We start from the raw sequence: 23,765 nt of genomic DNA on the forward strand, positions 1-23,765 counted from the left end.
TGCTCAAGGGGAACGGGGGCGCACAGTCTTTCAACTAAGAACCTTTGCTGATTTAGTGGCCGATGGATCTTGGGTAGAAGCCAATATCGATACTGGAGCTCCCAATCGACCTCCAGCACCCAAACCCGATCTGCGTAAAATCAACATACCCTTAGATCCGTTGGCGGTCTTTGGGGCGAGTAATTTTCCATTGGCTTATTCTACAGCAGGAGGAGATACCGCAGCAGCATTTGCGGCAGGTTGTCCGGTCATTGTCAAGTCTCACCCTATGCATGCGGGTACGGGAGAGTTGGTGGCTCAAGCCATCAGTACTGCTGTAAAGCAGGTTGGGATGCACCCAGGTATTTTTTCCAACCTAAACAGCAGTGGTATAGAAGTAGGTACGCAATTGGTATCTCATCCTGGAATTAAAGCTGTTGGATTTACAGGAAGTATTAAAGGCGGACGTGCCTTGTACGATCTTGCAGCGTCTAGAGAAGAACCCATTCCTGTCTTTGCTGAAATGGGTAGTATCAATCCTGTGGTCGCTTTGCCTTCTGCCTTGGTGGAAGACGCTTTGGGCTGGGCTCAGAAATATGCGGGTTCTATTAATTTGGGTACAGGGCAATTCTGTACTAATCCGGGGTTGATCTTAGGAATTGCTTCTGAAGAATTTGAGGTTTTTGAACATCACCTGCAACAGGCCTTTGAAGATATTGCTCCACAGTGTATGCTGCATCCGAAGATCAAAAAAGCCTTTGATCACGGCAAACAACAGGCCGATGCTCAGGCGGGAACTAAAACGGTAGTTGCAGAAGCAGTTGTAGAGACTGCTAATTATGCCAGCCCAATGGTTCTTCGGGTAAGTGGCGCTGAATTTTTAGCGAACGACAAACTTCATCACGAAGTGTTTGGTCCGTATTCTCTGTTGGTGAGTTGCGCAACCAAAGAAGAGCTATTGGCAATTATCAAAAATCTTGAAGGACAGTTGACCGGAACCATTCTCGCCACTCAAAACGACTTAAGCGGGCAACAGGATTTAGTTGATGCCATGCAAAACCGAGTGGGCCGATTGATCTTCAACGGGGTGCCTACTGGAGTGGAGGTGTGTCCGTCTATGTTGCATGGTGGACCTTATCCGGCTTCAACGGATTCTCGTTTTTCTGCCGTCGGAATTCACAGTATCAAGCGCTGGGTGCGGCCATTTAGTTTTCAAGATTGGCCTGATACGCAATTGCCACAAGAGCTGCAAGACGCAAATCCTTTGGGGATTCGTCGTCTGGTAAATAATAAATGGACTAAAGATGGACTTTAGAAAAAGCTTAGTTGCACTAAGTGCAATTGCATTTGCCTTTTTGGCGAGCTGTTCCGATACCTCTTTGAGTAATTCGGAGAAATTAGAGGCGCTCATCGCCGCCCATGAAGGTTTTGATAGTTACGACAAAAAGAAATACCGCCTAGGACTGTATACACCAGAGCGGTATCAAAAGGAGGCTGATTTTGCCGATTCTTTGCTCACTCAACTCGCAAAGCTAGATACCACAGGACTTAGCGATTCCGAAAAGATCTCCAAAGAGCTACTGACCTTTGTTTTGAAAGACGACGTGGCCTTTAACGATTTTAAGCGCTATTTGAATCCTTTACTATCAGATTCTGGTTTTCATTTGAACTTGAATTATCGCGTAAGACCACTAAATAGCTACGCAGCGGTGATCAACTATTTGCATGTGCTCAATGCCATTCCAGACTATGTTGACCAGCATTTCGCCAACCTCAGAGAAGGCATTGCGACTGGGCAAGTGCAGGCCGCAGTGATCTTTGAAGGATATGAATCCACCTATGATGACCACATCGTTTTGGATTTTAAAGACAGTTTTTTCTATTCTCCATTTAAACAACTGCCTTCCAGTTTAACAGAGGCTCAAAAAGACTCGGTTTTAGTGGCTGCACAGGAAGCCGTTTCCAAAAACGTGATTCCGCAGTTTATGAGAATCAAGCAGTTCTTTGAAGAGGAGTATTATCCAAACGCTCGTCAAGATATTGGTGTTTCCAGTGTTCCAGGAGGTGCAGAGCAATATCAAGATCGGATTAACTTTTACACGACTTCTGAGCAGTATACGGCACAAGACATTCATGAAATTGGACTGGCCGAGGTAGCTCGTATCAAAGCACGCATGCAAGAGATCATTGAGGAGTTAAACTTCAATGGTACTTTTGCCGATTTTTTACGTTTCCTTCGGACTGATCCGCAGTTTTATGCCAAGACTCCCAAGGAGCTTTTAATGATCGCTCGGGACATGGCCAAACGCGCTGATGAGCAATTGCCGAGGTTTTTCAAAACCTTGCCAAGAAAGCCTTACGGAGTCGCTCCCGTACCAGATGCCATCGCTCCAAAATACACAGGAGGTCGTTATGTCGGGACTTCCAAAAACAGCGCAGATCCTGGTTATTACTGGGTCAACACCTACGATTTACCCAGCCGAACCCTATACACCTTGCCAGCCCTAACGGTACATGAAGCTGTTCCCGGACATCATTTGCAAGGCGCCTTGAATAATGAGTTGGGTGATAGTATTCCGCAGTTTAGAAAAAACCTTTACCTGTCTGCTTACGGAGAGGGTTGGGGATTGTATTCAGAATATTTAGCGGCAGAGATGGGCATGTATACCACGCCCTATGAGGAATTCGGTCAGCTCACCTATGAAATGTGGCGCGCTTGTCGTTTGGTAGTAGACACAGGGATCCATGCTCTAGGTTGGACCCGTGATGAGGTTGTGGAATATATGGCGAGCAATACCGCGCTTTCCATTCATGAGGTCAATACAGAAACTGACAGGTACATCTCTTGGCCAGGACAAGCTTTGTCTTATAAAATTGGAGAACTAAAGATCAGAGAACTTCGTAAAAAGGCGGAGGAGGAATTGGGAGCAGATTTTGACATCCGTGATTTTCATGAGGTGATCTTAGGACAAGGTACAGTGACCTTGGATATTCTAGAACAACGAATCAACAGCTACATTGAGCGCAACAAAGAATAATCACGTTTTTAAGTGCATTGACGGGCATACCTGCGGGAATCGGGTTCGGGTGGTCACCACTGGTCATCCTGAGCTGAAGGGAGCAACCATGGCTGAAAAGCGATTGCACTTTTTAGAGGAGTTTGATTGGATCAGAAGAGGATTGATGTTTGAACCGCGCGGTCATGATATGATGAGTGGTAGTTTTTTATACCCGTCTGCAGATCCTCAGAACGATTGCGGCGTGCTTTTTATTGAGACCTCGGGTTGTTTGCCCATGTGTGGCCACGGTACGATCGGGACAGTGACCATTGCCATTGAAGCAGGCTTGATTCAACCTAAGAACCCGGGGCAATTGCGGTTAGAAACGCCAGCAGGTTTGGTCAAGGTCAATTATCTTCAGGAAGGTGACAAGGTCAAGTGGGTTCAAATTCAAAACGTGCCGAGTTTTCTCGCTGCGGAAGGACTTACCATTGATTGTCCTGATCTAGGAACGCTCAAGGTTGATGTGGCATACGGTGGGAATTTCTACGCTATAGTTGATCCGCAAGAGAACTTTAGTGGCTTGCAAGATTTTACCGCCGGACAGATCATTGCCTATTCCCAAGTGGTTCGCAAACGCCTCAATGAAAAGTATCCGAATACGTTTGTTCATCCCGAGGATCCAAACATCAACGGGATCTCGCATATGCAATGGACAGGAGCAACCCTTCACGAGACTTCGCACGGGCGCAATGCAGTTTTTTATGGCGATAAGGCCATAGACCGATCTCCCTGTGGAACGGGATCCTCTGCACGTTTGGCACAATTGCACGCTCAAGGCAAATTGAAAGAGCAAGAAGAATTTATAAACGAGAGCTTTATTGGCTCTACCTTTAATTGTAAAATAATTGGGACTACCACGGTTGGTGAATTTGAGGCTATACTGCCTCAAATTCAAGGCTGGGCTAAGGTATACGGTCAGAATACCATCAGCATTGACCCAGAGGATGATCCCTATGCACATGGATTTCAAGTAATATGAGTAAAGAAGTTCTGGTAATTGGAGGAGGAATTGTAGGCCTTTGCTGTGCCTACTATTTAAAACAAGAAGGCCACGAGGTCCGCGTGATCGATAAGTCAGCAATGGATCACGGAGCCTCCTATGTCAACGCAGGTTATTTGACCCCGAGTCATATTATCCCTTTGGCTGCTCCAGGAGTCATGAAAAAGGGGCTGAAGTGGATGTTCAATTCGGCAAGTCCTTTGTATATCAAACCGCGTTTAGAGGCTAATTTTATCAAGTGGACGCTGGCTTTTAATCGATCGTGTTCGCAGGCAAATGTAGATCGATCTGTACGCGCGATCCGCGACATCAATCTGCTGAGTAGAGAATTGTTCCCGGAACTAAAAGCAAAGGAAGATTTTCAGTTTCAATTGGAACGAAAAGGTTTGATCATGTTGTGTCAAACCCAAAAGATGTTAGATGCGGAATTGGCCGTGGCCGATCTGGCTGCCAAAGAAGGATTGGAGGTCGCACCCGTAACCCGAGAGGAGATCATTGCCATGGAACCCGATGTAAAAATTGACACCATTGGCGGGGTTCATTTTGGATGCGATGGCCACACTACACCCAATCAACTAATGGCAGAACTCAAGCAGCGCTTGCCACAGATGGGCGTAAAGATTCAAGCGCAAGAGGCTGTAGAGCGTTTGGAAACCAATGGCCAAAAGATACAAAAGGTCATTACTGACCAAGGTGAATATCAACCCGTTGAGGTAGTATTGGCCTCTGGTAGTTGGAGTGCGCAATTGGTTCGTAGTTTAGGTATCCCCATGCTTTTGGAAGCTGGTAAAGGCTACCGCATCAATTCTACCCAAGATCTCGGAATCAATATGCCAGCCATTCTTTGTGAATCCAAGGTAGCCGTAACGCCTATGCACGGTTTTACGCGTTTTGCAGGAACTATGGAAATCGCTGGAATCAATCATAAAATTAGACCGGAACGGGTCAACGCCATCGCTGCGGCAGCAACGAAATACTATCCAGGAGTACATATTACCGATGTAGAGAAAAAGGAAGCGGCTTGCGGATTGCGTCCGGTTTCTCCCGATGGAATGGCCTATATTGGTCGCACAGCTAAGTTTGGTAATCTCGCCATTGCAACGGGTCATGCCATGATGGGATGGAGTATGGGACCAGCTACCGGGAAGTTGATCGCAGAGTTGCTCTCAGACAAACCCACTTCCATGGATTTGAGTCCCTTTAATCCCGATAGGAAATTCTAAGGATCGTAACGCATATTGATCAAATGCGCTTTAAAGCCTGATTTTTTATAGGCTTTTATGGCAGCTTCATTGACATCATAAACATCCAGACGGATCTCTGTGATACCTTGCTGTTTGCACCAATCGATCAAGGCCTCTGTCACTAAACCATTATAACCATTGCCGCGGTGCTTTTCTGGAACAAACATAAAGCCCAAATAGCCGTAGTGAGTATGCTTTAGATACTTCCTATCTTCCAGAATTTTAGCATAGCCAGAGGCAACGATCTCCTCATCTATAGTTGCCACTAGAAGTGTGGAGTTAGGGCCATCAATTAAGGGTTTGAAGGTGTAATAACTAGTTGTATCCGGACGGATGGTCGGATCCATAGGTAACTCCGCAGCAATGAGTCCCATTTTGAACTCTTGCAACATCTTTAGATCATCATAAGTGGCTTTGCGAATCGTTGGAGTCATTTAACAAGACATATCGGCAACGATCTTCCACTGCCCGTTGATCTTTCTAAAAACCACTAGAAATACCCCATTGGCATCACCAACATCTCGCGAAAGATAGAACCTGCCCATAACGGTATAGGAATCAGTTCCCGCAGGGCTCACATCATCAATGGTAAACTTCAATACTCCGGTATGCTCAGCCGTCGGATAACTTTTTTGATAGCGCTCTAAGGTAGCTTGCCACCCTTTCACCAAGCCGCCGCTGCCATAGAATTTAAGGGAATCGCTCTTCCAATAACCTTCCATAAAACCTTCCAAGTCATGACTGGACCATGCTTTGGATTGATCTGCCATTACTTTTAAAATAGCCGTTTTGTCTTTTTCTTGCTGCGATTGAGCAAACTGCTGTTGGCTCAAAAGGAGTAAGCCAATTACTGCGATGAGTTGCTTAAGCTTCATAGTGTTGCATTTTATCTTCGGTTAATACTTGAGTAAAATAGTGTAAAAGTTGTTCTGCGTTGTGACGGTTGAATACCATGGGCGGTTTGATCTTGATCACATTATCGTCTGGGCCATCTACAGACAATAAAAAGCCAAAGTACTTCATACGGTTGGCCAGGTATTTGGCTTGTTCTGTTAGTGGATTTCGATCGGCATCACAGAGCTCAAACCCTAAAAAGAAACCTTTCCCTCGTACGTCTGCAATGATCGGGAATCGTTCTTGTAGTGCTTTCAGTCTGTCTACTAAAAATTGACCTGTCTCGCGTGCATTGTCCATGAGCTTTTCGTCTTGAATAACCTCTAAAACCGCTTTGCCGACAGCCGCAGATACCGGGTTTCCGCCAAAGGTGTTGAAGAACTCCATCCCGTTGTTAAAAGCTTCAGCCACCTCCGCAGTACATACCACAGCAGCCAACGGATGTCCATTACCTATGGGTTTTCCAATGGTGACAATGTCTGGGACAACTCCGTACTGCTCAAAGCCCCAAAAGCTGTCTCCCATTCTGCCCATACCTACCTGAACTTCATCAGCAATACAAATACCACCAGCAGCTCTGACTAGCTTATAAACTTCAGGCAAATAGCCCTCAGGCAATGGAATTTGTCCCCCACAACTCAAAACGGATTCCAACAAGAGCCCGCCTATTTTGATGTCTCGCTCTTGCAGACTTTGTATTTGCTTTTGCAAATCCTTGAGGTAATCTGCCGCTGCATTTAGACCTCTATGTTTTCCTCTAAAGGTGTCGGGTCGGTCAAAGACGTGAGTGGTCTCAGGAGGCGCATATCCACCTTTACGGTCAAATTTATAATGGCTCAGGTCCACACAAGTTCGGGTATTGCCGTGGTATCCACTTTCAGACACCAACATATGCCTAGAGCCGGTTACTGCTTCAGCCATACGCACAGCTAGCTCGTTTGCCTCACTGCCCGAATTCACAAAGTGCACCACGCTTAATTTGTCTGGAAAGGTCTTTAAAAAGGCTTCGGCAAATTCCACCACGTTCTTGTGTAAATAGCGGGTGTTGGTGTTTAGTGCGGCAATCTGCTCTTGTGCCGTTTTAACCACATGAGGATGTTCGTGACCCACATGAGCCACATTGTTCACCGTGTCAATATACTTGCGACCCCAAGAATCCACCAGATATACACCTTGTCCTCTAACAATATGCAGCGGCTCTTGATAAGAAAGACTCATGCCTTGTCCTAAGCTCTTTTTGCGTTTTTGTTGGATTTGATTCGGACTTAATTCGGTCTGAGGTTCTAGCGCTGGATCTTTGAAAAACAAATTGGGATCAGGGCATAGATCTTGCCAGATCTCCCGCTGATGTGCGTAGCAAACCCCGGGGAAATCCTCTGTATAATCTAAAAGATCTAGCATGAATTGATAATGCAGGTGTGGTGACCAACTCCCGTTTTCATGAGCTGCTCCTAATTGACCGACCAATCCACCAGCCTCAATGATGTCGCCCAATTGGTGGGTCAAGGCCGTTTCTGGGATCAAATGCCCATAAAGGGTATAGAAATCTAAACCAGCTTCTTGATGCTTTAAGACCACCAAACCACCGTATTCCTTATTGCCTTGATCATTTACTGCAATGACGACTTCTCCTTTATGAAGGGTGTGGACGGGCGTCTGTGCAGGCAGCCAAAAATCGACTCCCAAATGCACTGTTCTGCTTTGAGCGCCACAGTTGCCGACAGTGTCGTAAGCGGGATCTGTGTAGAGCGGCCGAGGCTCTTGATAACCACCGGCAATGATTTGCTCAGGGTGCTGTTTTTGAAGCTGATCAATTTTGAATTCAAACAGCTCTAAGTCATTAAACTCAGCCTGGGTCCCAATCCATAGGCTAGAAACGCTTAAATCTAGATGCAAAGCCTTTTTAAAAGTTGTGGTAGGAAATACAGTGTTAAAATCTGCCTGATGTGCGTTGGCCCACTGTTTAAAAGCAGTGGTTTTTGGATGCGCTGGATAGCCACAGGCTTTTCTAAAACTGAAATGTGCAAAGCGCGGATGTATTTGCCTCCAAAGTTTTAAACTTTCCCATACCGGCTTTTGACTGACCTGTAAATAGGTGTTTTCTGGTTGAGCTATTGCATTGCGCTTGCCATGAACCGCGCTCAAAACCAAGCGCATCCCAATAAGGGTGTAAAGATGTGCAAGTTCCGCTTCCTGTAGTGGGAAGACCTCTTGAATACCTTTGAGAAATGGGGTCAGTGCGTCCAGAGGATCTGGAAATCCACTGATCAAATAAGCTCCGCAGACAGCAACCTCGTTAATGCTTTGACTGTAACTGGCATCGCCAAAATCAATAATTCCATTGATTTGGCTTCCATCCGCAGCCACAAGTATGTTATTGTCGTTCAGGTCATTATGAATCCACTGCTTTCTTAAAGTCTCATAGGCAGTAGATTCTGATTTGAATCGATCAATAAAGAATTCAAGGAGTTTTTGTTCTACGGAATCAAATAAGTCTAGATGCGTTTCTGTCCACTGTGAAGTATTCAATTCCCAAGAGGGGTTCAAACTTTCCTGTGTTGCCTCGTAGGAATTAAGCGCAGTGAGCAATTGACCGGTGAGTTGCCCAAGTTGCTCCCTTAAATTTTCCGCATGCGGATTGATCTCAGACCACAGTTTTCCGTCTATCCAAGAAATGACTCGTAAGGATCGCTTTTGATCATCAATATGCAGAGCGGTGAATAATGCGCCATTTTGTGTTGGAATGACTTTGGGAACCTTTAATTTTTGATTAGATAGGTATTGGAGTAAAGGTTGCTCAACTGGAGCCGTATCTTGTTTTAGATCTGTTGGACCAATTTTGACCAAGTAATTTTGGCCTGCATTTGTGGTTAATTTATAGTTTAAAGTGAATTCTCCGTAAAGCAGTTTTAGGCTGCCTTCTAGATTGTATTTACTACTAAGCGTCTTGTGCAATTTTGTTAATGCAGCTGGAGTCATGGGGGACAAATTTTGCAGAAATAAAGGTACATAAACTCGTTTCTTTTGGAATTATATTGGAATAGAAATGCGCAATGGCCATACTATTTAACAATCGATTTCGTTGTAATTTTACCATTCAACGCCCCAAAATTACCATTCGTCGACACTTATCGGCAATTTAAACCGTCTTAACTACACTAAAATGTCATTCGTCGACACTTATACGCACTTTCATCTAAACATAAAATCGCAAATCGTGAATTTTTGGCATTTTTGCCGAACAAAACCCCGTATATCCTATGAAAACATTAGAAATCCTTTTATTAGAAGATGATCAGATTGAGATCATGAAGCTGCAGCGAGCCTTCAAAAAGCTCGGAGCAACGCACAAAGTGATTCCGGTAAACAACGGAGAAGAAGCTTTGTCTTATCTCAATGAGACCTCTAGACTTCCAGATTTAATTTTTTTAGATCTTAACATGCCGCGCTTGAATGGTTTGGAATTTTTAGCGATATTAAAAGCAGATGATCGCATGAAATTCTTACCGACAGTGGTTTTAACCACTTCAAGTAATGAAAAAGACTTATTCTCTTGTTACGAGATAGGCGTGGCTGGTTATGTGCTTAAGCCTTTACAGTATCAAGATTATGTGGACCGATTAGGAGCACTACTTACCTATTGGGAACACAATGAAATAGTGAAACCTGTAGTGGCTTAAAACATACTTATGAAAGGAATTATATTTACGGAATTATTGGAATTGGTCGAGGAAAAGTTTGGTCTAGAAACGGTAGGCCATATCATTGATCAATCCGATTTACCCTCCGGTGGAATTTATACCGCCGTTGGAACTTATGAATTTGGCGAAATGCTTCAACTGTTAACGCATTTGAGCGCAAAGACCAGTATTGATATAGGAACTTTGCAACGCGTATTTGCAGAGCATTTTTACAAAGTGATTGAGCGTGAATACCCTTCTTTTCTAACGACGTATAAAGATCCTTTAGAAATGCTGGCCTCTATAGAAAATCACATTCACGTAGAGGTTCGTAAAATATACCCCGATGCCCAGTTGCCAACTTTTGATATTATTGAAAAGACTGGCAATAAATTAGTGATGGTTTATAGCTCTTCAAGAGCTATGTACAACTTTGGTCTGGGTCTAATGGAACAAACATTCAAATACTTCAATCAGGAAGCTACGATTACCATGGATATGCTTAAAGAAGACGGCTCTGAGGTAAAATTCGTAATTTCAACTGATGGATAACAACGAGAATAAACTCCTCCTCAGAAAGATTGAACGGGAGAAAGCGGCGCGCAAGCAAGCTGAAAAGATACTCGAAGATAAGGCGGCAGAGCTCTATGAGCGTACCCAGGAACTTCATGCTGCTAATGAGAAACTGGAGTTTCTCTTGGGTGAAAAGAGCTCCGAGCTTCAAGGAATTTTTGAGAATATCGTTGACGCTTATGTGGTCATGGATCTGCAGGGAAATATCCTGCGGATGAATGAGGCGGCAAACCAACTTTTCGGGATAAACCTTGAAAAGGAGCAGGTTAACGTGTCCAGCTTAATTTATCCGGAAGACGAGGTGTATGCCATGGAATCTTTCAATTCGCTCAGGGAAAAAGGCTATTTTACGAATTACCAAGCGCGCGTTCTTACGCGTGAACTTGGGGTTCGATGGGTTCAGATAAATGCTTCAGTGGTTTTAGATAACCACAAAAATCCTATTGCTGCACAAGGAATTGTTCGCGATATAACGGAACAACTAAACAAATCCACCACGCTATCCTTTATTTCTGAAGTGTCTCAAGAAATTCTCGGAAAAACCAGTTTTAGAGAGATTGGGGCCATTTTAGCAGAAAAGGTATCCACGTTTTTAAAGACGGATGACTGTGTGGTGTATCTAAAAATGCCCGAACAAAAGTACCTACAACAAATATCAGCCGTGGGCGCCAAACTTGATGAAAAAGGAGCAATCATCAATCCTTTGATCATACCAGTTGGAACTGGAATTGTCGGAACTGTAGCCCAAACTGGAAAGTCAGAGCTCATTGACAATACCCAGGAAGATTCCAGGTATATTACCGACGACGCTAAGCGTTTGTCAGAGCTTACCGTGCCCATTGCCGTAGATGATCAAGTACTGGGTGTTATTGATGCTGAACATCGTCAGGCTTCCTATTTCTCCAAAAATCAGCTTAAATCTGTACGTGCGGTATCTAATTTAGTGGCTTTGCAACTGCGATCAGCGATGGATGAAAATGCACGTCGAGAGAGTGAAGCGCGTAACACTAAACTCTTGGAACAATTGGAATTATCCAACCGTGAACTCAGTGAATACGCCCATATGGTTTCTCATGATTTGAAATCACCCTTAAGAAGTATCAGCGCTTTGGCCGAATGGATCAAGGAAGACAATTTTGAACAGTTGCCGCATGAATCCAAAGAACATTTTGTGTTGCTAGAAGCGACAATTACAAAAATGGAGGAACTCATCTCCAATGTTTTGGAATACGCTTCTGTTGATCGTGTTGCAGAAGAATTTACCCCAGTTGATACTCATGAGCTCCTACAAGAAATATTGGATCTGATCTTTGTTCCAGATCATATAGAAATGCAGATTTCGTCTAAACTCCCAACTGTCTCGGGCAATCGTGTAATGCTGCAACAGTTGTTTCAAAATTTAGTTGTTAACGCAGTAAAGTACAACGATAAACCCCTTGGGTTTGTCAACGTTAGCTGTCAAGATAAAGACACCTTCTTTGAATTTAAAGTAAGTGATAACGGCATGGGAATACTTCCTGAATACCACGAAAAAATATTTAAGATTTTTCAATCACTTAATCCAGATGGAGAGTCAAGTGGATTGGGATTAGCCTTAGCTAAGAAAGTAGTGGAGGTTCATCACGGAGAGATCTGGCTAGAGAGTACTGCGGATGAAGGCACCTCTTTTTATTTTACATTGAGCAAGAAAAAATGATATTTAAAGAACCGACAAGCGCCGCCATCTTAACTGCGATTGAAGCAAAGGTGAGTACAGATACTCTGTTTGTTATTAAGGTGGCAGAGAATACTCAGTTAGATATCCCTGGTTTGATTCAAGACCTCAATGGAACTAGTGCCCAGTATATTGGTGGGATTTTTCCAAAGTTGATCTATGATGGAGAATTATTGGACGAGGGCGTTATTGTAACTGTCCTAACAGGCTTGCAGCAGATTCATGTAGTTGAAGGACTTGCCTCTGGATCCTATGAATTGGAAAAACATCCTGTGGCACTTGACAGTGATTTTTGTGTATTCACTTTTGTAGACGGATTGGCATCTGGTATTTCTGGTTTTCTTTCCGAACTCTATCGCAGTTACGGCAGTGAGATCCGCTATTTTGGTGGCGGAGCCGGAAGCCTAAGCCTACAGCAAGCACCTTGCTTGTTCAGCAGAGATGGTTTTTTACAAGATGCAGCTGTATATTGTTTACTTAAAAAAACCACTTATCTCGGTGTAAAGCACGGCTGGGAGAAATTAGGTGGACCCTTTATTGCAACCAAGACAAATGCCAATGTGGTCGAAGAGATCAATTGGCAGCCGGCCTTTGAAACCTATCGAGAAATTGTCGAGGCAGATTGCGAATATTCTTTTGACGATAAGCCCTTTTTTGATATTTCCAAGGGATATCCTTTTGGGATGGTGAGAGAAGGCTCTGAATGTGTTGTGCGAGATCCTATTGCAGTAAATGATCAGGGTCACTTGATCTGTGTTGGTGAAGTGCCAGAAAACACCTTTTTGGATATTTTGAAAGGAAAGAATGATCAACTCATTGAGGCCGCAAAACAGGCCGCTAAAGAAGCGGCAGATCAAGTGAATTCGCCAGCTGCGGCTATAATTATAGATTGTATTTCTCGTGTACTGTTTTTGGATGATCACTTTGAGAAAGAAGTAAGTGCCGTCAATATGGCTCTCGAAGAAAAAGGAATTAAACCCACTTTGCGTGGTGCCTTGACTTTAGGAGAAATATCATCCTTTGGAGAAGGATTCATCGAATTTTTCAATAAAACCACAGTAGTGGGGCTTTTTGAATAGAAATGTCAAGCAAAACGGTACAGACAATATTTGGCTTGTATGAACTTTCAATGGCTATTGGAAAGTCCTTGAACTACAACAAAAATTGCGACCAATTCTTAAAGGTTTTTTTAAGTCGTAAAATGCTTAAAGCTGGATGGATCGTTCAACTTCAAAATACCAACGTAAGACTCCGATATGCGATTCCCGCACCGTATAAACCCAAAGAAGAAGTAACCCTCGCGTTCATCCGGGATTTTTTGAAAGAGAATAAACCGGTCTGTATTCCTGTAGATAAGCAAGTAAGCGATATTTGCCCAGTACCTGTGAAGGGTGGTTTTATCGTGGCTTTTCCAATGGCCAATAGAAGTGTTCTTATTGTGCATAGTCCTAAAAAGGAACCATGGAAAGAATCTGAATTGCGTCAACTTGAACCGGTGATTCGAAAATTTGGGGTCGCTTTATTGGCTTCTTCTGATTTTGAAGAACAAAAGCGACTTCTCAAGCGATTGGAGCGCAATAATAAAGACCTCAATGATTACGCACACGTGGTTTCTCACGATCTTAAATCTCCTTTGCGCAACATTCACTCTCTAGTGCAATGGATGCAGGATGATTTAGAAAACGATCAACCTCAGAATGCAATGGCTCATATGCCTCATATATATTCTAGTTTGCAGAAAATGGACGGTCTAATCGCTGGAATTTTGAGGTATTCCAAATTGAGAGAAACACAGGAGAATATGTCGAAAGTGAATTTGAATGAACTGATTGACGAGGTGCTTGCATTAATTCAGATTCCCGATTCGTTCGAGATCAAGGTCAACAAGTTGCCGGAGATTCGAGCGGATAAACTCCGAATGTCTCAACTGTTTCAGAACCTCATAGACAATGCGATATCTGCCATGCAAAAGACTTCTGGAGATCTCATAACGATTGGAGCAACAGACTTGGGCAATTTTTATGAGTTTTATATCAAAGACAATGGCCCCGGTATTGCGGAGGCCTACCAACAGAAAGTCTTTCAAGTTTTTCAAAAGCTAGATGCGGATTCTACCAAAAGTGGAATTGGATTAGCTATAGTCAGTCGTATAGTAGAGGATCACGGAGGACAGCTCCGCTTGGAGAGCCAAGAAGGGCATGGAGCGACTTTTTATTTCACACACCCTAAATAAAAATTTGATTGTTATGGAACAACCTAACTTAGACTACTTAAATCAAATAGCCGATGGCCAACCAGATGTAATTGCTCAGTTTCTTGGGATTATTGCTCAAGAATTTCCCGGGGAGGCCGAGCGTTATTTTTCGCTAATTGAAGAAAAAGATTCTATAAAAGCTGCCGCAATAGTACATAAGCTTAAGCATAAAATTAGTATTTTAGGCTTAGTACAAGGCCGAGCGTTGGCTATAGCCCATGAGGAAGCCCTAAAAATTGAAGATTATCAACATACCGATGCCTTTGCCGTTGTACTCAAACAGATTGATGAGTTCTTAAAAAGCAACTAAATTCGTATGAAGAGTATTATTATTGACGATGAGACAATGGCTCGGGCGATAATCGACCAGTTATGTCAACAGACCGATGATATCGAAGTTGTGGCGCAATTTGACAATGCTATCGAGGCGATCAAATACATTAATAAGAATGAGGTAGATGTCATCTTTTTAGATATTCATATGCCCACATTCTCTGGATTTGATTTTCTGGATACAGTGACTAAAGACTTGCAGGTTATTCTAACAACCAGTGATCCTAAATTCGCCATAGAAGCCTTTGAATATCCCCGTATTAAAGATTATCTGGTTAAGCCAGTAACGCTACCTCGATTCTTAAAAATGGTAGAGAAGCTTAAAAAGCAGCCTGAGAAAAGCAACGCTCCTGCTCCGGTAGCTCAAAAAGATTTATCTGCAAATCAAGGAAAGGAATTGTATATCAATATTGATAGACGCCTGATTAAAATTGCGTTTGATCAGATTTTTTTAATTGAGGCCAAGGGTGATTATATCCTGATTAAAACACATGATAAGAACTATACGGTTCACTCTACTTTAAAAAAGATTGAAGACAAATTACCGCAGTCTCAGTTTATCAAAGTGCATCGCAGTTATGTTATCAACTTCACAAAAATTGTGGATATAGAGGATAATAGCGTGCTTATAGAGCGCGATGTTATTCCTATCAGCAGATCCAATCGCCCCGAGTTGATGAAGCGTCTCAATTTGCTTTAGTACCCAATTACCCCCATTTTTCTCTCCCCCTCTTTTTATTCAATCCGCCGCATTCCATCAGGCTTTCGTACAGCAGATAGGGATTTCCTTGTTTTTAAATGTTTGATTTTAAATGTAATGAACTGCTGATTTGCTAATCGAGCAAAAATTAGCATTCGTCGCTAGGTTTAGACCATTCAACGAAATTTAAATTTTCAGTTTCTGTTTATCTGCACCTTTGTATCAAACAAAAACAAAAAAAAATAGTTAAAAACTACCTATTCGTTTACACATCGAGATACTAATAAGAAGTATAAACGAATTAAAAAATCCCATATCTATCATGGCACTACAAATTAACAAACAGAATAAAATTTACGAATTAAACGGAAGTTTAACTGCAGATCAAGTATTTGAACTTGGACGCTTTTTCAATCTAAAACTGCACTTAGAAAACGAATTGATCATTTCACTGAAAAAACTCGACACAGTAGATATTTCAGCAGCCTTGATGTTCAAACAACTGTTTTCTCAGGCAGCAATGCGTAATAAAAAATGCACAATTCGCGGTTTAAAGAATCATAAGATACACGGAGCATTTCGCCACACAGAGCAAATGCACGTTCTATCCGCATAAAGATTAATTCCATCTCGGTGATTTGGTGATGTATGAGAAATCCAACCCAAGATTCTCTGGATTCAAGGTTGGTCAATGAATCGAGTAGAAACATCCATAAGTTGGGTCGCAGTTTAACTTAGATGTACTGACCGAGGTGGTTTTAATTCCATAACGCAACAGCATTAAGACCGTATCCATCACACCCCTTAAGTCTTGCCAGCACTTAAGCCTGGCTTTACCACAGCTGATCGAATCAGCATGGCACTTCATATTACTGGAGTCTATCCCCCTGGAAAATTAGACTAATAAGAGCTGATCAATTTTTCAGGACTTCAGTAATAAGAAGTTGCTTCTAAAGCGCGATAAAATTTGAAAATCTTATAAAATGAAACTGGCAATAATTACAGATTTTATTCTTTCAGATGATGCGCCTTGCACTTATGAAAATCAGTTAGTACATTATTTTCGGAAGGATGCTCGTATCACCGACTTGTTGGTGCTTACCAATAAAACTCAAAAAGCTTGTGTCTTAAAGTCTGAAGGGGACAAATGTCGTACTCAAATAATTCCTTGTTGGAAACCCAAGCAATTCAAAAATGCCATTGCAGTAAGTCGAGTATTGAAAAAACAAGCTCCGGATGCCGTATTGTTTCATTTGGATATGAAGCATTTTGCACAGAAGGCAATCCCAGCTTTTTACAGCCTTTGTACCTCAGCATCTCACTTTACTGGAGTGCCTGTTATTGTTTCTTTAAATGAAGATCAAATGACAAATGAGGCCAAAACCACAGGTATTTTAAAAGGATTTTTTGGTCTAAAGAAGCAGTTGAATCTCAATCTGACCAAACTGCTGCTTAATCGTTTTATGGTTACCGTTTCAGAAGAGGTAAGCGTTAATCAATTGGGCTTAGTTCGGCCAGATAAAAAGGTGATATTTATTCCAAAGGGTAATACCGTTCCCGTTACTCCGGGTGTATTTAAACAAAATCTAAGCGAAATAAAGGTCATTGCAGAAGTGAGCTCAGAAACAGATGGGTCCATTGATCGAATCATTGAGGCTGTAACTGATTTGAGAAAAGAAATGCACTTTCCAATAAGACTCGATATTTTGGCCAAACAGGATCGCGAAGTAAATGGCCCTTTACTGGCTTCAAGACAGCGTAATAAACTCAGCAGTTTTGTGCGAATCCATCGATACATAAATGGAGAAGAGCGCCTGCTATTCTATAGAAAAAGTGATATCGTGGTACTTCCAAAATTACAGGGAAGGATAGTTGAAGAGCAATTGCACCAGGTAAGCAGTCGAGGTAAAATTACTCTTATGGCTAAGCACAGCGGCTTACAGAAGCACATTTCTAGACTCGGTTACAAGCCGCTTTACTATGATTTAGACGATCCAAAATCGCTTAAACTTAACCTTAAGGTGCTAAGCATTGATAATCAATACCGCATCAATTTAACGCAACAAAACCTAAAAACGGCTAAGGCCTTATCCTTAAAGAATGTTTGTTCTAAATATTTGGATATGCTCACTAATTCGGCAGTAAACCCTGCAGAAAAAGACAAATTTAGTATGGTTTGATCTGGTTTTTAGGTGAAACCGAACTACAACAACCTTTTTTGTTTTTCAAAGAAAGCATCGGCCTGCAACTGCATAAGTTCGCGGGCCTTTTTTCGTTTATAATCGTAAGCTTCTTGTTCTTCCGCAATATCTTCATAAACTCGGTTATTGAGCTGCAGATCCGTATCTACCAAAATATTGCGCTGCTGTTTTTGTTGCGCCGCCCAAGAAGCAATAGCTCCTTCTTGCTCTTCCAGTTTGTGATCATAAGGACCTCTTGGAGAAAGTAGCTTTGCAAAAATTGGAGAGGTTTCCACCGCCAAAAAGAGCAAAAAGATAAAGAAGGATGGCAACCAAGGGAGTTTATCCAAAGCATTTACTCGCGCCATTAAACCGTCAAAGCCTTCAATGACCGGCTGAGTTTCTACTACCTTGTCGTCGTATTGTGTTTGTAGTTCGGCAATCTCTGTTTCTAGGCGAGCTATTTTTGCAGCATTTGCGGTTCTGAGTTCCGTCAAAGCGGCCAGTTCTGCATCGTGTTTTTCACGTTTCTCTTTATAAACCGGACCTTTACCAACCAGTTCGGTACCTGCCCGCCCTTCCGCCTCGGCGATATAGGTCTCATAAAGCGCATTGACGCTGGTCTCTTTGTCTACAACTTCTTGCTTAAGGCTTTCTATTTGCCCGTTGAGTTCGGCAATTTTAGGCTGATACTGTAAAGCGATCTGCCCCTGATTGTCTAAGGTCATTTGATTCTTCTCCTCCAATAAGACCTGATTGATCTCCTTCTCAAAGATCTTCAACTCTAAAGGCTTGGCAATCACAATGGCAATGATCACTGCTAAAAGAAGTCTCGGAGTGGCCTGCACCAGTTCGTCCCAAAATTTCCCTCGCTTTTTAATGGTGGATACAATGAATCGATCCAAATTGAAGATCAGCAATCCCCAAACCAGCCCAAAGGCAATAGCTACTGGATAGCTATCAAAAACTGTGAATAGGGCATAGGTAGCTGCAATGGCAGCCATAACAGCAGTAAAGAAAACAGTGGCGCCTATCCCGGCATACTTGGTGCGTTCTCCGGGAGAACATTGGTCGAGGATGTCCGTATCCGCTCCCGAGCAGAAGATGAAAAAAGATTGTAACATGATTGATGAATTAATGTTTTCGGATTCAGTACAGAGCTGCATCCGAGAATATTAGAACGCGATTTACCCCTATTTGTTACATAATAAGGTATTAAAAAGCCCCGAATTGTCGGGGCTTTCATTCATCAGTGGATGTTCTTTATTGCTTCATGAGCACTTTAGGTGGATTGTTGTCTACCTTTTCCACATCGATATAGTTGATCTTATCGAGCTTAACAAGTTCGAGTGCTTGGCTTGTGCTGATCTTTTTGCCGTCTAAATAGAAGGTTGCACCTTGTTGGATCAGATCCTTGATGGCTTCAATAGGTTCTTTTGGCGGTGGTGGCGGTGGAGGAGTTAAAGAATCTGGATCTTCAACTACTTCAATGATGATTACCTCTTCATCCGGATCACCTCCGTTGATATAAGCTTTGCGCTTCACCTTGGTTTGCACGTTTTCAACCTCAATGATCTCTTCAAGTTCTTTTTCAACTTCTTCTATTTCCTCTTTTTCTACGATTACGTATTGAACGTTCTGGGCATCTCTAATTTCAATTTCAACCTCTTCCACAACGGGTGCCGGTGGCGCAGGTGGTGGTGGTGGCGGAGGCGGATTGATCCCGTAAGGGAATTTACTTGGATCAGCCTTGTAAACGTCAGTCTCCTTAAAGATGTCATTGAGCTTATTGATAAAGTCCTGATCTGGGTTTTTGATCATAAGTTCCAGATCTACATTATTGAAATCAGATCTACTCCAATTTTTGGTAGCTTCATTTACAACTGATTTGAACTTCTTAATCGAAGTCTTCACACCATTGACATAAACGCTGCTTCCTTGAATGCTGATTTGCAATTCCTTATCACCGTTTACAGCCTGATCAATAAGAAACTCTTTCATTTGTTCGGTTACAAAGCCAATTCCCTTTTGGTCTTGCCAATAAGAATTGGACATGACATTGACTTGTACATGATGCTTACCATAGTTTTTTGCGTTTTTCATCAATTTGCTTTCAGAAAAATAAGGAAGGTCATCAGGATGATATTCTAAAATTCTAGCATTTGGTACTCTTTTTCCATCTATCCAAAGTCCGTAATAGCTTGCATCTTGCCAACGTTTAAAATCTTGAAAAGTCGGATGTTTTACAGCGAGATATTCTTGATTAGATGCTGGATAAAATTTAGCGTTACCATTTGTTTTTACTTGTTCAAGAGTGTAAATGTTTGTTTGTTCCTTGTCGTTTGATTGTGTATTTACGTTGTCTTGCTGATAAGGAATTTCCTCTTCAATCATTACCTCGTTAGTACTGCTAAAGCTGTACAGCAAGACCGCCAACAAAGGGAGCAGCAATAGGCCTTTGGCCCATTGGGTCTTTTTTGATGATGAATTTTTCATGAGTGTGAATCGTTTTTTGATAGATGAATAATTAATGGCACTGGCCAGCTCCGGACAGGTCCGAGGATTCAAATAGGCCAGTAAAGTATTTTGATATTGACTCTTGGGGACGCCGGTCTTTAAAACGGCCTGATCCGCCAAGAATTCGTGATTGAGAAAAATGCTGTGTTTGATCAAATAGACCAGAGGATTGAACCAAAAGACCACTTGCATGAGTTCCGCCAGCAATACGTCTACACTGTGCAGTTGCTCGGCATGCGCTTGCTCGTGCAGGAGCACTTCTTCTGGGATGGCTTGGGCAGTAAAGCGTTTTTTGTTGACAACAGGTATGCGGTTGTACTGGACGTCCTAAAAGAACAAAGAACAGAGGCCTTTTTGCCGATTTAGGATGCGCCAAAATACTGCGGATCAGTTTGCTGAGGTTCCACAAAAAACGGATTGCAAAGAGTCCAAATCCGACCCAATAAACAGTCCATAAGATCTTGCTGTAGTCCAGACTCTGCCAAAAGGATTGCTGGCCGAGGGCAGCACCTTCTTCCCCGCGAACCATATAGATGACCGCTTCTCCGTCTACCAATACATAAGAGGTAAAAGTGATCAAAGGAATGATAGCGCCTAGGGCCAATCCGCCCAACAAATACCAGCGTTTTAAGTGATGCATGCTTTCACGCTCCAAGACCAATTTGTAAAAGCCGTAGAGAATTGCCCAACAGGCTGCCGTTTTCAATGCGTAGAATTCCATGACTATTTGTTTTTGATTTCGCGATCGATCAATTTTCTCAAAGATTCTAATTCTTCTTTGCTCAGGTCTGTTTCCTTGGCAAAGAAAGAGGCGAATTGAGTAGCAGAATTATCAAAGAAATTCTGGATCATGCCTTTCATTTGCTTGGAAAAGTAAGATTGCTTTTCCACCAAAGGGTAGTATTGTCTAGCCCGTCCTTCTTGTGTGTAATCCACAAATCCTTTGTCTCGCATGCGCTTTAACAAGGTCGCAATTGTAGTTTGCGCCGGTTTGGGATCTGGATAGGCCGCAATGAGATCATTCATATAGGCCTTTTCTTGTTCCCATAAAAGGTGCATGAGTTGTTCTTCTGATTTGGATAAGGACATAGTCGCTAGAATATTTGTTCTCTACAAATGTAGAATAAAATTTTAATTCTACAACTGTAGAAAGAAAAAATTAACATCAATGCAGGAAAATTACCCTAGAAGAATCTCAATTAACGATTATACGGAGTCTCGTTGATCCAATGGAAACCGCGATTGATGAGTCTAATCTGTGAAAGATCTCTAGCGCGCAATCGAATCTGTAGACTGTCTTGATCCAAAACTCCTTTTAAGATCAGTTGGACGGAGTCGGTTTGGGTAATGGTAAAATTTGGTTCCGTAAGGGTGTCAGATCGGGAGCGCATGGTAAGACCAAAACCGGTTGAATCCACAATAAAATTGAAGCGCCTGGCACTGTCATTCATCATTTTTACCGCTGCATAGCCTTTGCGATCAATCACCCAATAACGCCAACGGTCCGATCGCGTAATTAGCGGTGCTATCGTATCCCCATTCTTGATAAATTCTTCCGCTTCCCAAATTCCATAGTATTGCGGTTTAGGACGTTTGTCGCCAAAGCTGTGTTCCGCATTATAGCCTTGATAGCCCATCAATGCAAAGAGGATGGCAACACCGGCAACTTTAAACCACATCATTACGGTGTGGTAGACTGGGTCTTTGGTGGGTTTGTAATATTCAACAGCCTCCGTAGGTTTGTTTTTGATGAAGACATGACTAAAGCGTTTCCAATCCGCAGCAAAGATCAGCAAACCAAAAAGCATCAAATGGGCAGAGAATAGTTTCACGGGAATGTCGTAGAACATATTCATCATAAAGATCTGCAACATGACTCCAAAGACCACAATGCCTCCAAGGGCTTGGGTGCGTTTAGGAATCAACAACAAACCGCCCAAGACTTCCATAAAACCGGTAAACATATTGAAGCCTTCACTTTGGGCCATATAGGTCCAGGCGAGTCCCATAGGAGACATATCCCCAATGGGTTGTAAGAGTCTGAGTAATGAAGGTCCTGCAAACTGCGACTTGTAGATTTTGGCAAAGCCATAGGTAAACATGAAGAATACCAAAAAGATTCGCAAGATCACAGTTAACCAATAAAAGGCGGCATTGTAAGAACGCCTTTTCCGATCCAGTACCGACCACAGAATTGTACCTGAGATCACCAAGATCAATTGGGCAAAAAGGCCGGCATATGCCATGGTGGTGTCTCCGCTACCTGTAGCAAAGAATTCATAACGTCCTTCAATGCCGAGGATATCACGGCCAAGCCATATAGTTAATGGTTTTAGCAGTCTGCTGCCGCCAAACATCATTAAAATGTACAGCCAGCTGTAGAGTGCTACAAAGCGAAAAGCCCATTTTTGGGTCTGCGACCACTCATCATGGGGTTGGAAAGAAAAAAGCATTAAAACGGTTTATTTGACGCGTACACCACCGGTACTCAATATTGCTTTGGAATTGTCTTCGGGCAGGGTAAAGGTCAAGGTCTCCCAAGCGGTTCCTTCTAAACCTACCAGTTTATATTCTCCGCGTACTTTAGCAATGCTGAATGAGAATTCAGAAAGTTCATCTGGGTTACTCGCTGTTTGACGATCCCCTTTCATTCCGAACTGATCCACGGTAACAGAAAGTCCGCGTCTTGGGCTTTCAAAACTTAAGGTCTCCCAAGCACATCCGGAACGACAAGCCATTACGATCTCTTTGCCGTCTTGGGCAATGGTGAGGTTAAAGGTTTTCTTTTGATTGGTGTCTCCTAATTGCGCATTTGCGGTAAGTCCTGTAAAAAGGGTCAAAAGCACTGCGATTACATAGGTTTTATTGAATTGCATAATCGTTGATTTTATGAGGTTTAATTGTTGTGATTTTGTGCGTAAAAGTGATAGAACTGCGGAATGGTCTCAATACCTTTTAGGTAATTCCAGATCCCAAAATGTTCGTTTGGTGAGTGAATGGCATCGCTGTCCAATCCAAAGCCCATTAGTATTGTTTTGCTTTTTAATTCTTCTTCAAAGAGGGATACAATTGGGATACTACCCCCGCTGCGTTGCGGAATTGGTGTCTTTCCAAAAGTAGACTCATAAGCTTTTTCTGCAGCCTTGTAGCCTGGGAAGTCTATTGGTGTAACATAACCTTGCCCTCCGTGATGTGGATGTACTTCCACACGAACGCCCGCAGGAGCGATGGATTCAAAGTGCTTTTTAAAGAGTTCAGTGATCTCATGCCAATCTTGGTTAGGCACTAAGCGCATGGAGATCTTTGCATAAGCCTTAGAAGCAATTACCGTTTTGGCCCCTTCTCCGGTATAACCTCCCCAAATTCCATTCACATCTAAGGTTGGACGGATGGAATTGCGTTCGTTGGTAGAATAACCCGCTTCGCCGTAAACAGAATCAATATCTAAAGCATCTTGATAAGCCTGCAGATCAAAAGGAGCTTCCGCCATCTTGGTACGCTCTGCAGCAGTGAGTTCCTCTACTTTATCATAAAAACCTGGAATGGTGATGTGATTGTTCTCATCATGCAATGAGGCAATCATCTTGGTCAAGATGTTGATTGGGTTTGCAACGGCACCACCGTAAAGTCCGGAG

Annotated in this window: 22 protein-coding genes and 1 pseudogene; 13 read left to right on the top strand and 10 right to left on the bottom strand. The window is 42.7% G+C overall.

The window, feature by feature from the left end; genetic code table 11:
• The 4 genes from HRT75_RS09765 to HRT75_RS09780 all read left to right on the top strand — a co-directional run.
• The coding region (locus HRT75_RS09765; RefSeq protein ID WP_291185840.1) for an aldehyde dehydrogenase (NADP(+)) at positions 1 to 1,294 on the top strand (1,294 nt) is incomplete at its 5' end.
• Positions 1,284 to 3,017: a DUF885 family protein gene (locus tag HRT75_RS09770; protein ID WP_291185843.1), complete on the top strand. Its 1,734-nt coding sequence runs from the start codon at positions 1,284 to 1,286 to the stop codon at positions 3,015 to 3,017. The genes HRT75_RS09765 and HRT75_RS09770, both read left to right, overlap by 11 nt.
• The gene (locus HRT75_RS09775) at positions 2,998 to 4,020 is read left to right on the top strand and encodes a 4-hydroxyproline epimerase (RefSeq protein WP_291185846.1); all 1,023 of its coding nucleotides are present in this window, start codon (positions 2,998 to 3,000) and stop codon (positions 4,018 to 4,020) included. Before HRT75_RS09770 ends, HRT75_RS09775 begins: the two co-directional genes overlap by 20 nt.
• Positions 4,017 to 5,264: an FAD-dependent oxidoreductase gene (locus HRT75_RS09780; protein WP_291185849.1), complete on the top strand. Its 1,248-nt coding sequence runs from the start codon at positions 4,017 to 4,019 to the stop codon at positions 5,262 to 5,264. Before HRT75_RS09775 ends, HRT75_RS09780 begins: the two co-directional genes overlap by 4 nt.
• Here HRT75_RS09780 and HRT75_RS09785 read toward each other — a convergent pair.
• Genes HRT75_RS09785 through HRT75_RS09795 form a run of 3 tightly spaced genes read right to left on the bottom strand, consistent with a single transcriptional unit; the run spans position 5,261 to position 9,158 of the window.
• Entirely contained in the window at positions 5,261 to 5,719 is a 459-nt protein-coding gene (locus HRT75_RS09785; RefSeq protein ID WP_291185853.1) for a GNAT family N-acetyltransferase, read from the bottom strand. The genes HRT75_RS09780 and HRT75_RS09785 overlap by 4 nt on opposite strands.
• On the bottom strand, positions 5,720 to 6,160 hold the full coding sequence (locus tag HRT75_RS09790) for a nuclear transport factor 2 family protein (protein ID WP_291185855.1): 441 nt from the start codon (positions 6,158 to 6,160) through the stop codon (positions 5,720 to 5,722).
• Entirely contained in the window at positions 6,150 to 9,158 is a 3,009-nt protein-coding gene (locus HRT75_RS09795) for an aminotransferase class III-fold pyridoxal phosphate-dependent enzyme (protein ID WP_291185857.1), read from the bottom strand. Before HRT75_RS09795 ends, HRT75_RS09790 begins: the two co-directional genes overlap by 11 nt.
• Before the next feature lie 281 nt (positions 9,159 to 9,439).
• Between HRT75_RS09795 and HRT75_RS09800 the strand changes: the two genes are divergently transcribed.
• From HRT75_RS09800 to HRT75_RS09840, 9 genes are all read left to right on the top strand, one after another.
• Positions 9,440 to 9,859, top strand: a complete 420-nt coding sequence (locus tag HRT75_RS09800) for a response regulator (protein WP_291185859.1) — start codon at positions 9,440 to 9,442, stop codon at positions 9,857 to 9,859.
• 9 nt (positions 9,860 to 9,868) lie between these two features.
• Complete coding sequence (locus HRT75_RS09805; RefSeq protein ID WP_291185861.1) at positions 9,869 to 10,411, top strand: heme NO-binding domain-containing protein; 543 nt, start codon at positions 9,869 to 9,871, stop codon at positions 10,409 to 10,411.
• A complete protein-coding gene (locus tag HRT75_RS09810) occupies positions 10,404 to 12,128 on the top strand; it encodes an ATP-binding protein (RefSeq protein ID WP_291185864.1) in 1,725 nt (574 codons plus the stop codon). The genes HRT75_RS09805 and HRT75_RS09810 overlap by 8 nt, the downstream gene beginning before the upstream one ends.
• A complete protein-coding gene (locus HRT75_RS09815; RefSeq protein ID WP_291185866.1) occupies positions 12,125 to 13,225 on the top strand; it encodes an FIST C-terminal domain-containing protein in 1,101 nt (366 codons plus the stop codon). Before HRT75_RS09810 ends, HRT75_RS09815 begins: the two co-directional genes overlap by 4 nt.
• A gap of 35 nt (positions 13,226 to 13,260) precedes the next feature.
• Complete coding sequence (locus HRT75_RS09820; RefSeq protein ID WP_291185869.1) at positions 13,261 to 14,379, top strand: ATP-binding protein; 1,119 nt, start codon at positions 13,261 to 13,263, stop codon at positions 14,377 to 14,379.
• 13 nt (positions 14,380 to 14,392) lie between these two features.
• Positions 14,393 to 14,710: an Hpt domain-containing protein gene (locus HRT75_RS09825; RefSeq protein WP_291185872.1), complete on the top strand. Its 318-nt coding sequence runs from the start codon at positions 14,393 to 14,395 to the stop codon at positions 14,708 to 14,710.
• Positions 14,711 to 14,716: 6 nt separating this feature from the next.
• Positions 14,717 to 15,433 carry a LytTR family DNA-binding domain-containing protein gene (locus tag HRT75_RS09830; protein WP_291185875.1) on the top strand — a complete coding sequence of 239 codons (717 nt, stop codon included), beginning with the start codon at positions 14,717 to 14,719 and terminating at the stop codon, positions 15,431 to 15,433.
• A gap of 322 nt (positions 15,434 to 15,755) precedes the next feature.
• On the top strand, positions 15,756 to 16,049 hold the full coding sequence (locus tag HRT75_RS09835; RefSeq protein WP_291185877.1) for a hypothetical protein: 294 nt from the start codon (positions 15,756 to 15,758) through the stop codon (positions 16,047 to 16,049).
• Between the two features lie 367 nt (positions 16,050 to 16,416).
• Entirely contained in the window at positions 16,417 to 17,613 is a 1,197-nt protein-coding gene (locus HRT75_RS09840) for a glycosyltransferase (protein WP_291185879.1), read from the top strand.
• A gap of 23 nt (positions 17,614 to 17,636) precedes the next feature.
• Here the strand turns inward: HRT75_RS09840 and HRT75_RS09845 are convergent, their stop codons facing one another.
• The 7 genes and pseudogenes from HRT75_RS09845 to HRT75_RS09875 form a co-directional block, all read right to left on the bottom strand.
• Positions 17,637 to 18,737 (bottom strand): DUF4407 domain-containing protein, encoded by a 1,101-nt coding sequence (locus HRT75_RS09845; protein WP_291185881.1) that lies wholly within the window; start codon positions 18,735 to 18,737, stop codon positions 17,637 to 17,639.
• Positions 18,738 to 18,876: 139 nt separating this feature from the next.
• The gene (locus HRT75_RS09850; RefSeq protein ID WP_291185883.1) at positions 18,877 to 20,109 is read right to left on the bottom strand and encodes a hypothetical protein; all 1,233 of its coding nucleotides are present in this window, start codon (positions 20,107 to 20,109) and stop codon (positions 18,877 to 18,879) included.
• Positions 20,110 to 20,172: 63 nt separating this feature from the next.
• A pseudogene (locus HRT75_RS14775) lies at positions 20,173 to 20,388 on the bottom strand (M56 family metallopeptidase); the annotation flags it as partial.
• A gap of 465 nt (positions 20,389 to 20,853) precedes the next feature.
• A complete protein-coding gene (locus HRT75_RS09860; RefSeq protein ID WP_291185889.1) occupies positions 20,854 to 21,219 on the bottom strand; it encodes a BlaI/MecI/CopY family transcriptional regulator in 366 nt (121 codons plus the stop codon).
• A 110-nt stretch (positions 21,220 to 21,329) separates the two neighbouring features.
• A complete protein-coding gene (locus HRT75_RS09865; RefSeq protein ID WP_291185893.1) occupies positions 21,330 to 22,583 on the bottom strand; it encodes a hypothetical protein in 1,254 nt (417 codons plus the stop codon).
• A 9-nt stretch (positions 22,584 to 22,592) separates the two neighbouring features.
• Entirely contained in the window at positions 22,593 to 23,006 is a 414-nt protein-coding gene (locus HRT75_RS09870; RefSeq protein ID WP_291185895.1) for a hypothetical protein, read from the bottom strand.
• A gap of 20 nt (positions 23,007 to 23,026) precedes the next feature.
• On the bottom strand, positions 23,027 to 23,765 hold a 739-nt coding region (locus HRT75_RS09875; protein WP_291185899.1), incomplete at its 5' end, for a M20/M25/M40 family metallo-hydrolase.

This window comes from Gilvibacter sp., assembly GCF_013214815.1.
Classification (GTDB): Bacteria; Bacteroidota; Bacteroidia; order Flavobacteriales; family Flavobacteriaceae; genus Gilvibacter.

Excerpts from the sequence above, each read along its gene's own strand:
- HRT75_RS09770 (WP_291185843.1), top strand. The coding sequence starts at position 1,284 with ATGGACTTTAGAAAAAGCTTAGTTGCACTAAGTGCAATTGCATTTGCC.
- HRT75_RS09780 (WP_291185849.1), top strand. The coding sequence starts at position 4,017 with ATGAGTAAAGAAGTTCTGGTAATTGGAGGAGGAATTGTAGGCCTTTGC.
- HRT75_RS09785 (WP_291185853.1), bottom strand. The coding sequence starts at position 5,719 with ATGACTCCAACGATTCGCAAAGCCACTTATGATGATCTAAAGATGTTG.
- HRT75_RS09790 (WP_291185855.1), bottom strand. The coding sequence starts at position 6,160 with ATGAAGCTTAAGCAACTCATCGCAGTAATTGGCTTACTCCTTTTGAGC.
- HRT75_RS09795 (WP_291185857.1), bottom strand. The coding sequence starts at position 9,158 with ATGACTCCAGCTGCATTAACAAAATTGCACAAGACGCTTAGTAGTAAA.
- HRT75_RS09800 (WP_291185859.1), top strand. The coding sequence starts at position 9,440 with ATGAAAACATTAGAAATCCTTTTATTAGAAGATGATCAGATTGAGATC.
- HRT75_RS09805 (WP_291185861.1), top strand. The coding sequence starts at position 9,869 with ATGAAAGGAATTATATTTACGGAATTATTGGAATTGGTCGAGGAAAAG.
- HRT75_RS09810 (WP_291185864.1), top strand. The coding sequence starts at position 10,404 with ATGGATAACAACGAGAATAAACTCCTCCTCAGAAAGATTGAACGGGAG.
- HRT75_RS09815 (WP_291185866.1), top strand. The coding sequence starts at position 12,125 with ATGATATTTAAAGAACCGACAAGCGCCGCCATCTTAACTGCGATTGAA.
- HRT75_RS09825 (WP_291185872.1), top strand. The coding sequence starts at position 14,393 with ATGGAACAACCTAACTTAGACTACTTAAATCAAATAGCCGATGGCCAA.
- HRT75_RS09830 (WP_291185875.1), top strand. The coding sequence starts at position 14,717 with ATGAAGAGTATTATTATTGACGATGAGACAATGGCTCGGGCGATAATC.
- HRT75_RS09835 (WP_291185877.1), top strand. The coding sequence starts at position 15,756 with ATGGCACTACAAATTAACAAACAGAATAAAATTTACGAATTAAACGGA.
- HRT75_RS09840 (WP_291185879.1), top strand. The coding sequence starts at position 16,417 with ATGAAACTGGCAATAATTACAGATTTTATTCTTTCAGATGATGCGCCT.
- HRT75_RS09845 (WP_291185881.1), bottom strand. The coding sequence starts at position 18,737 with ATGTTACAATCTTTTTTCATCTTCTGCTCGGGAGCGGATACGGACATC.
- HRT75_RS09850 (WP_291185883.1), bottom strand. The coding sequence starts at position 20,109 with ATGAAAAATTCATCATCAAAAAAGACCCAATGGGCCAAAGGCCTATTG.
- HRT75_RS09860 (WP_291185889.1), bottom strand. The coding sequence starts at position 21,219 with ATGTCCTTATCCAAATCAGAAGAACAACTCATGCACCTTTTATGGGAA.
- HRT75_RS09865 (WP_291185893.1), bottom strand. The coding sequence starts at position 22,583 with ATGCTTTTTTCTTTCCAACCCCATGATGAGTGGTCGCAGACCCAAAAA.
- HRT75_RS09870 (WP_291185895.1), bottom strand. The coding sequence starts at position 23,006 with ATGCAATTCAATAAAACCTATGTAATCGCAGTGCTTTTGACCCTTTTT.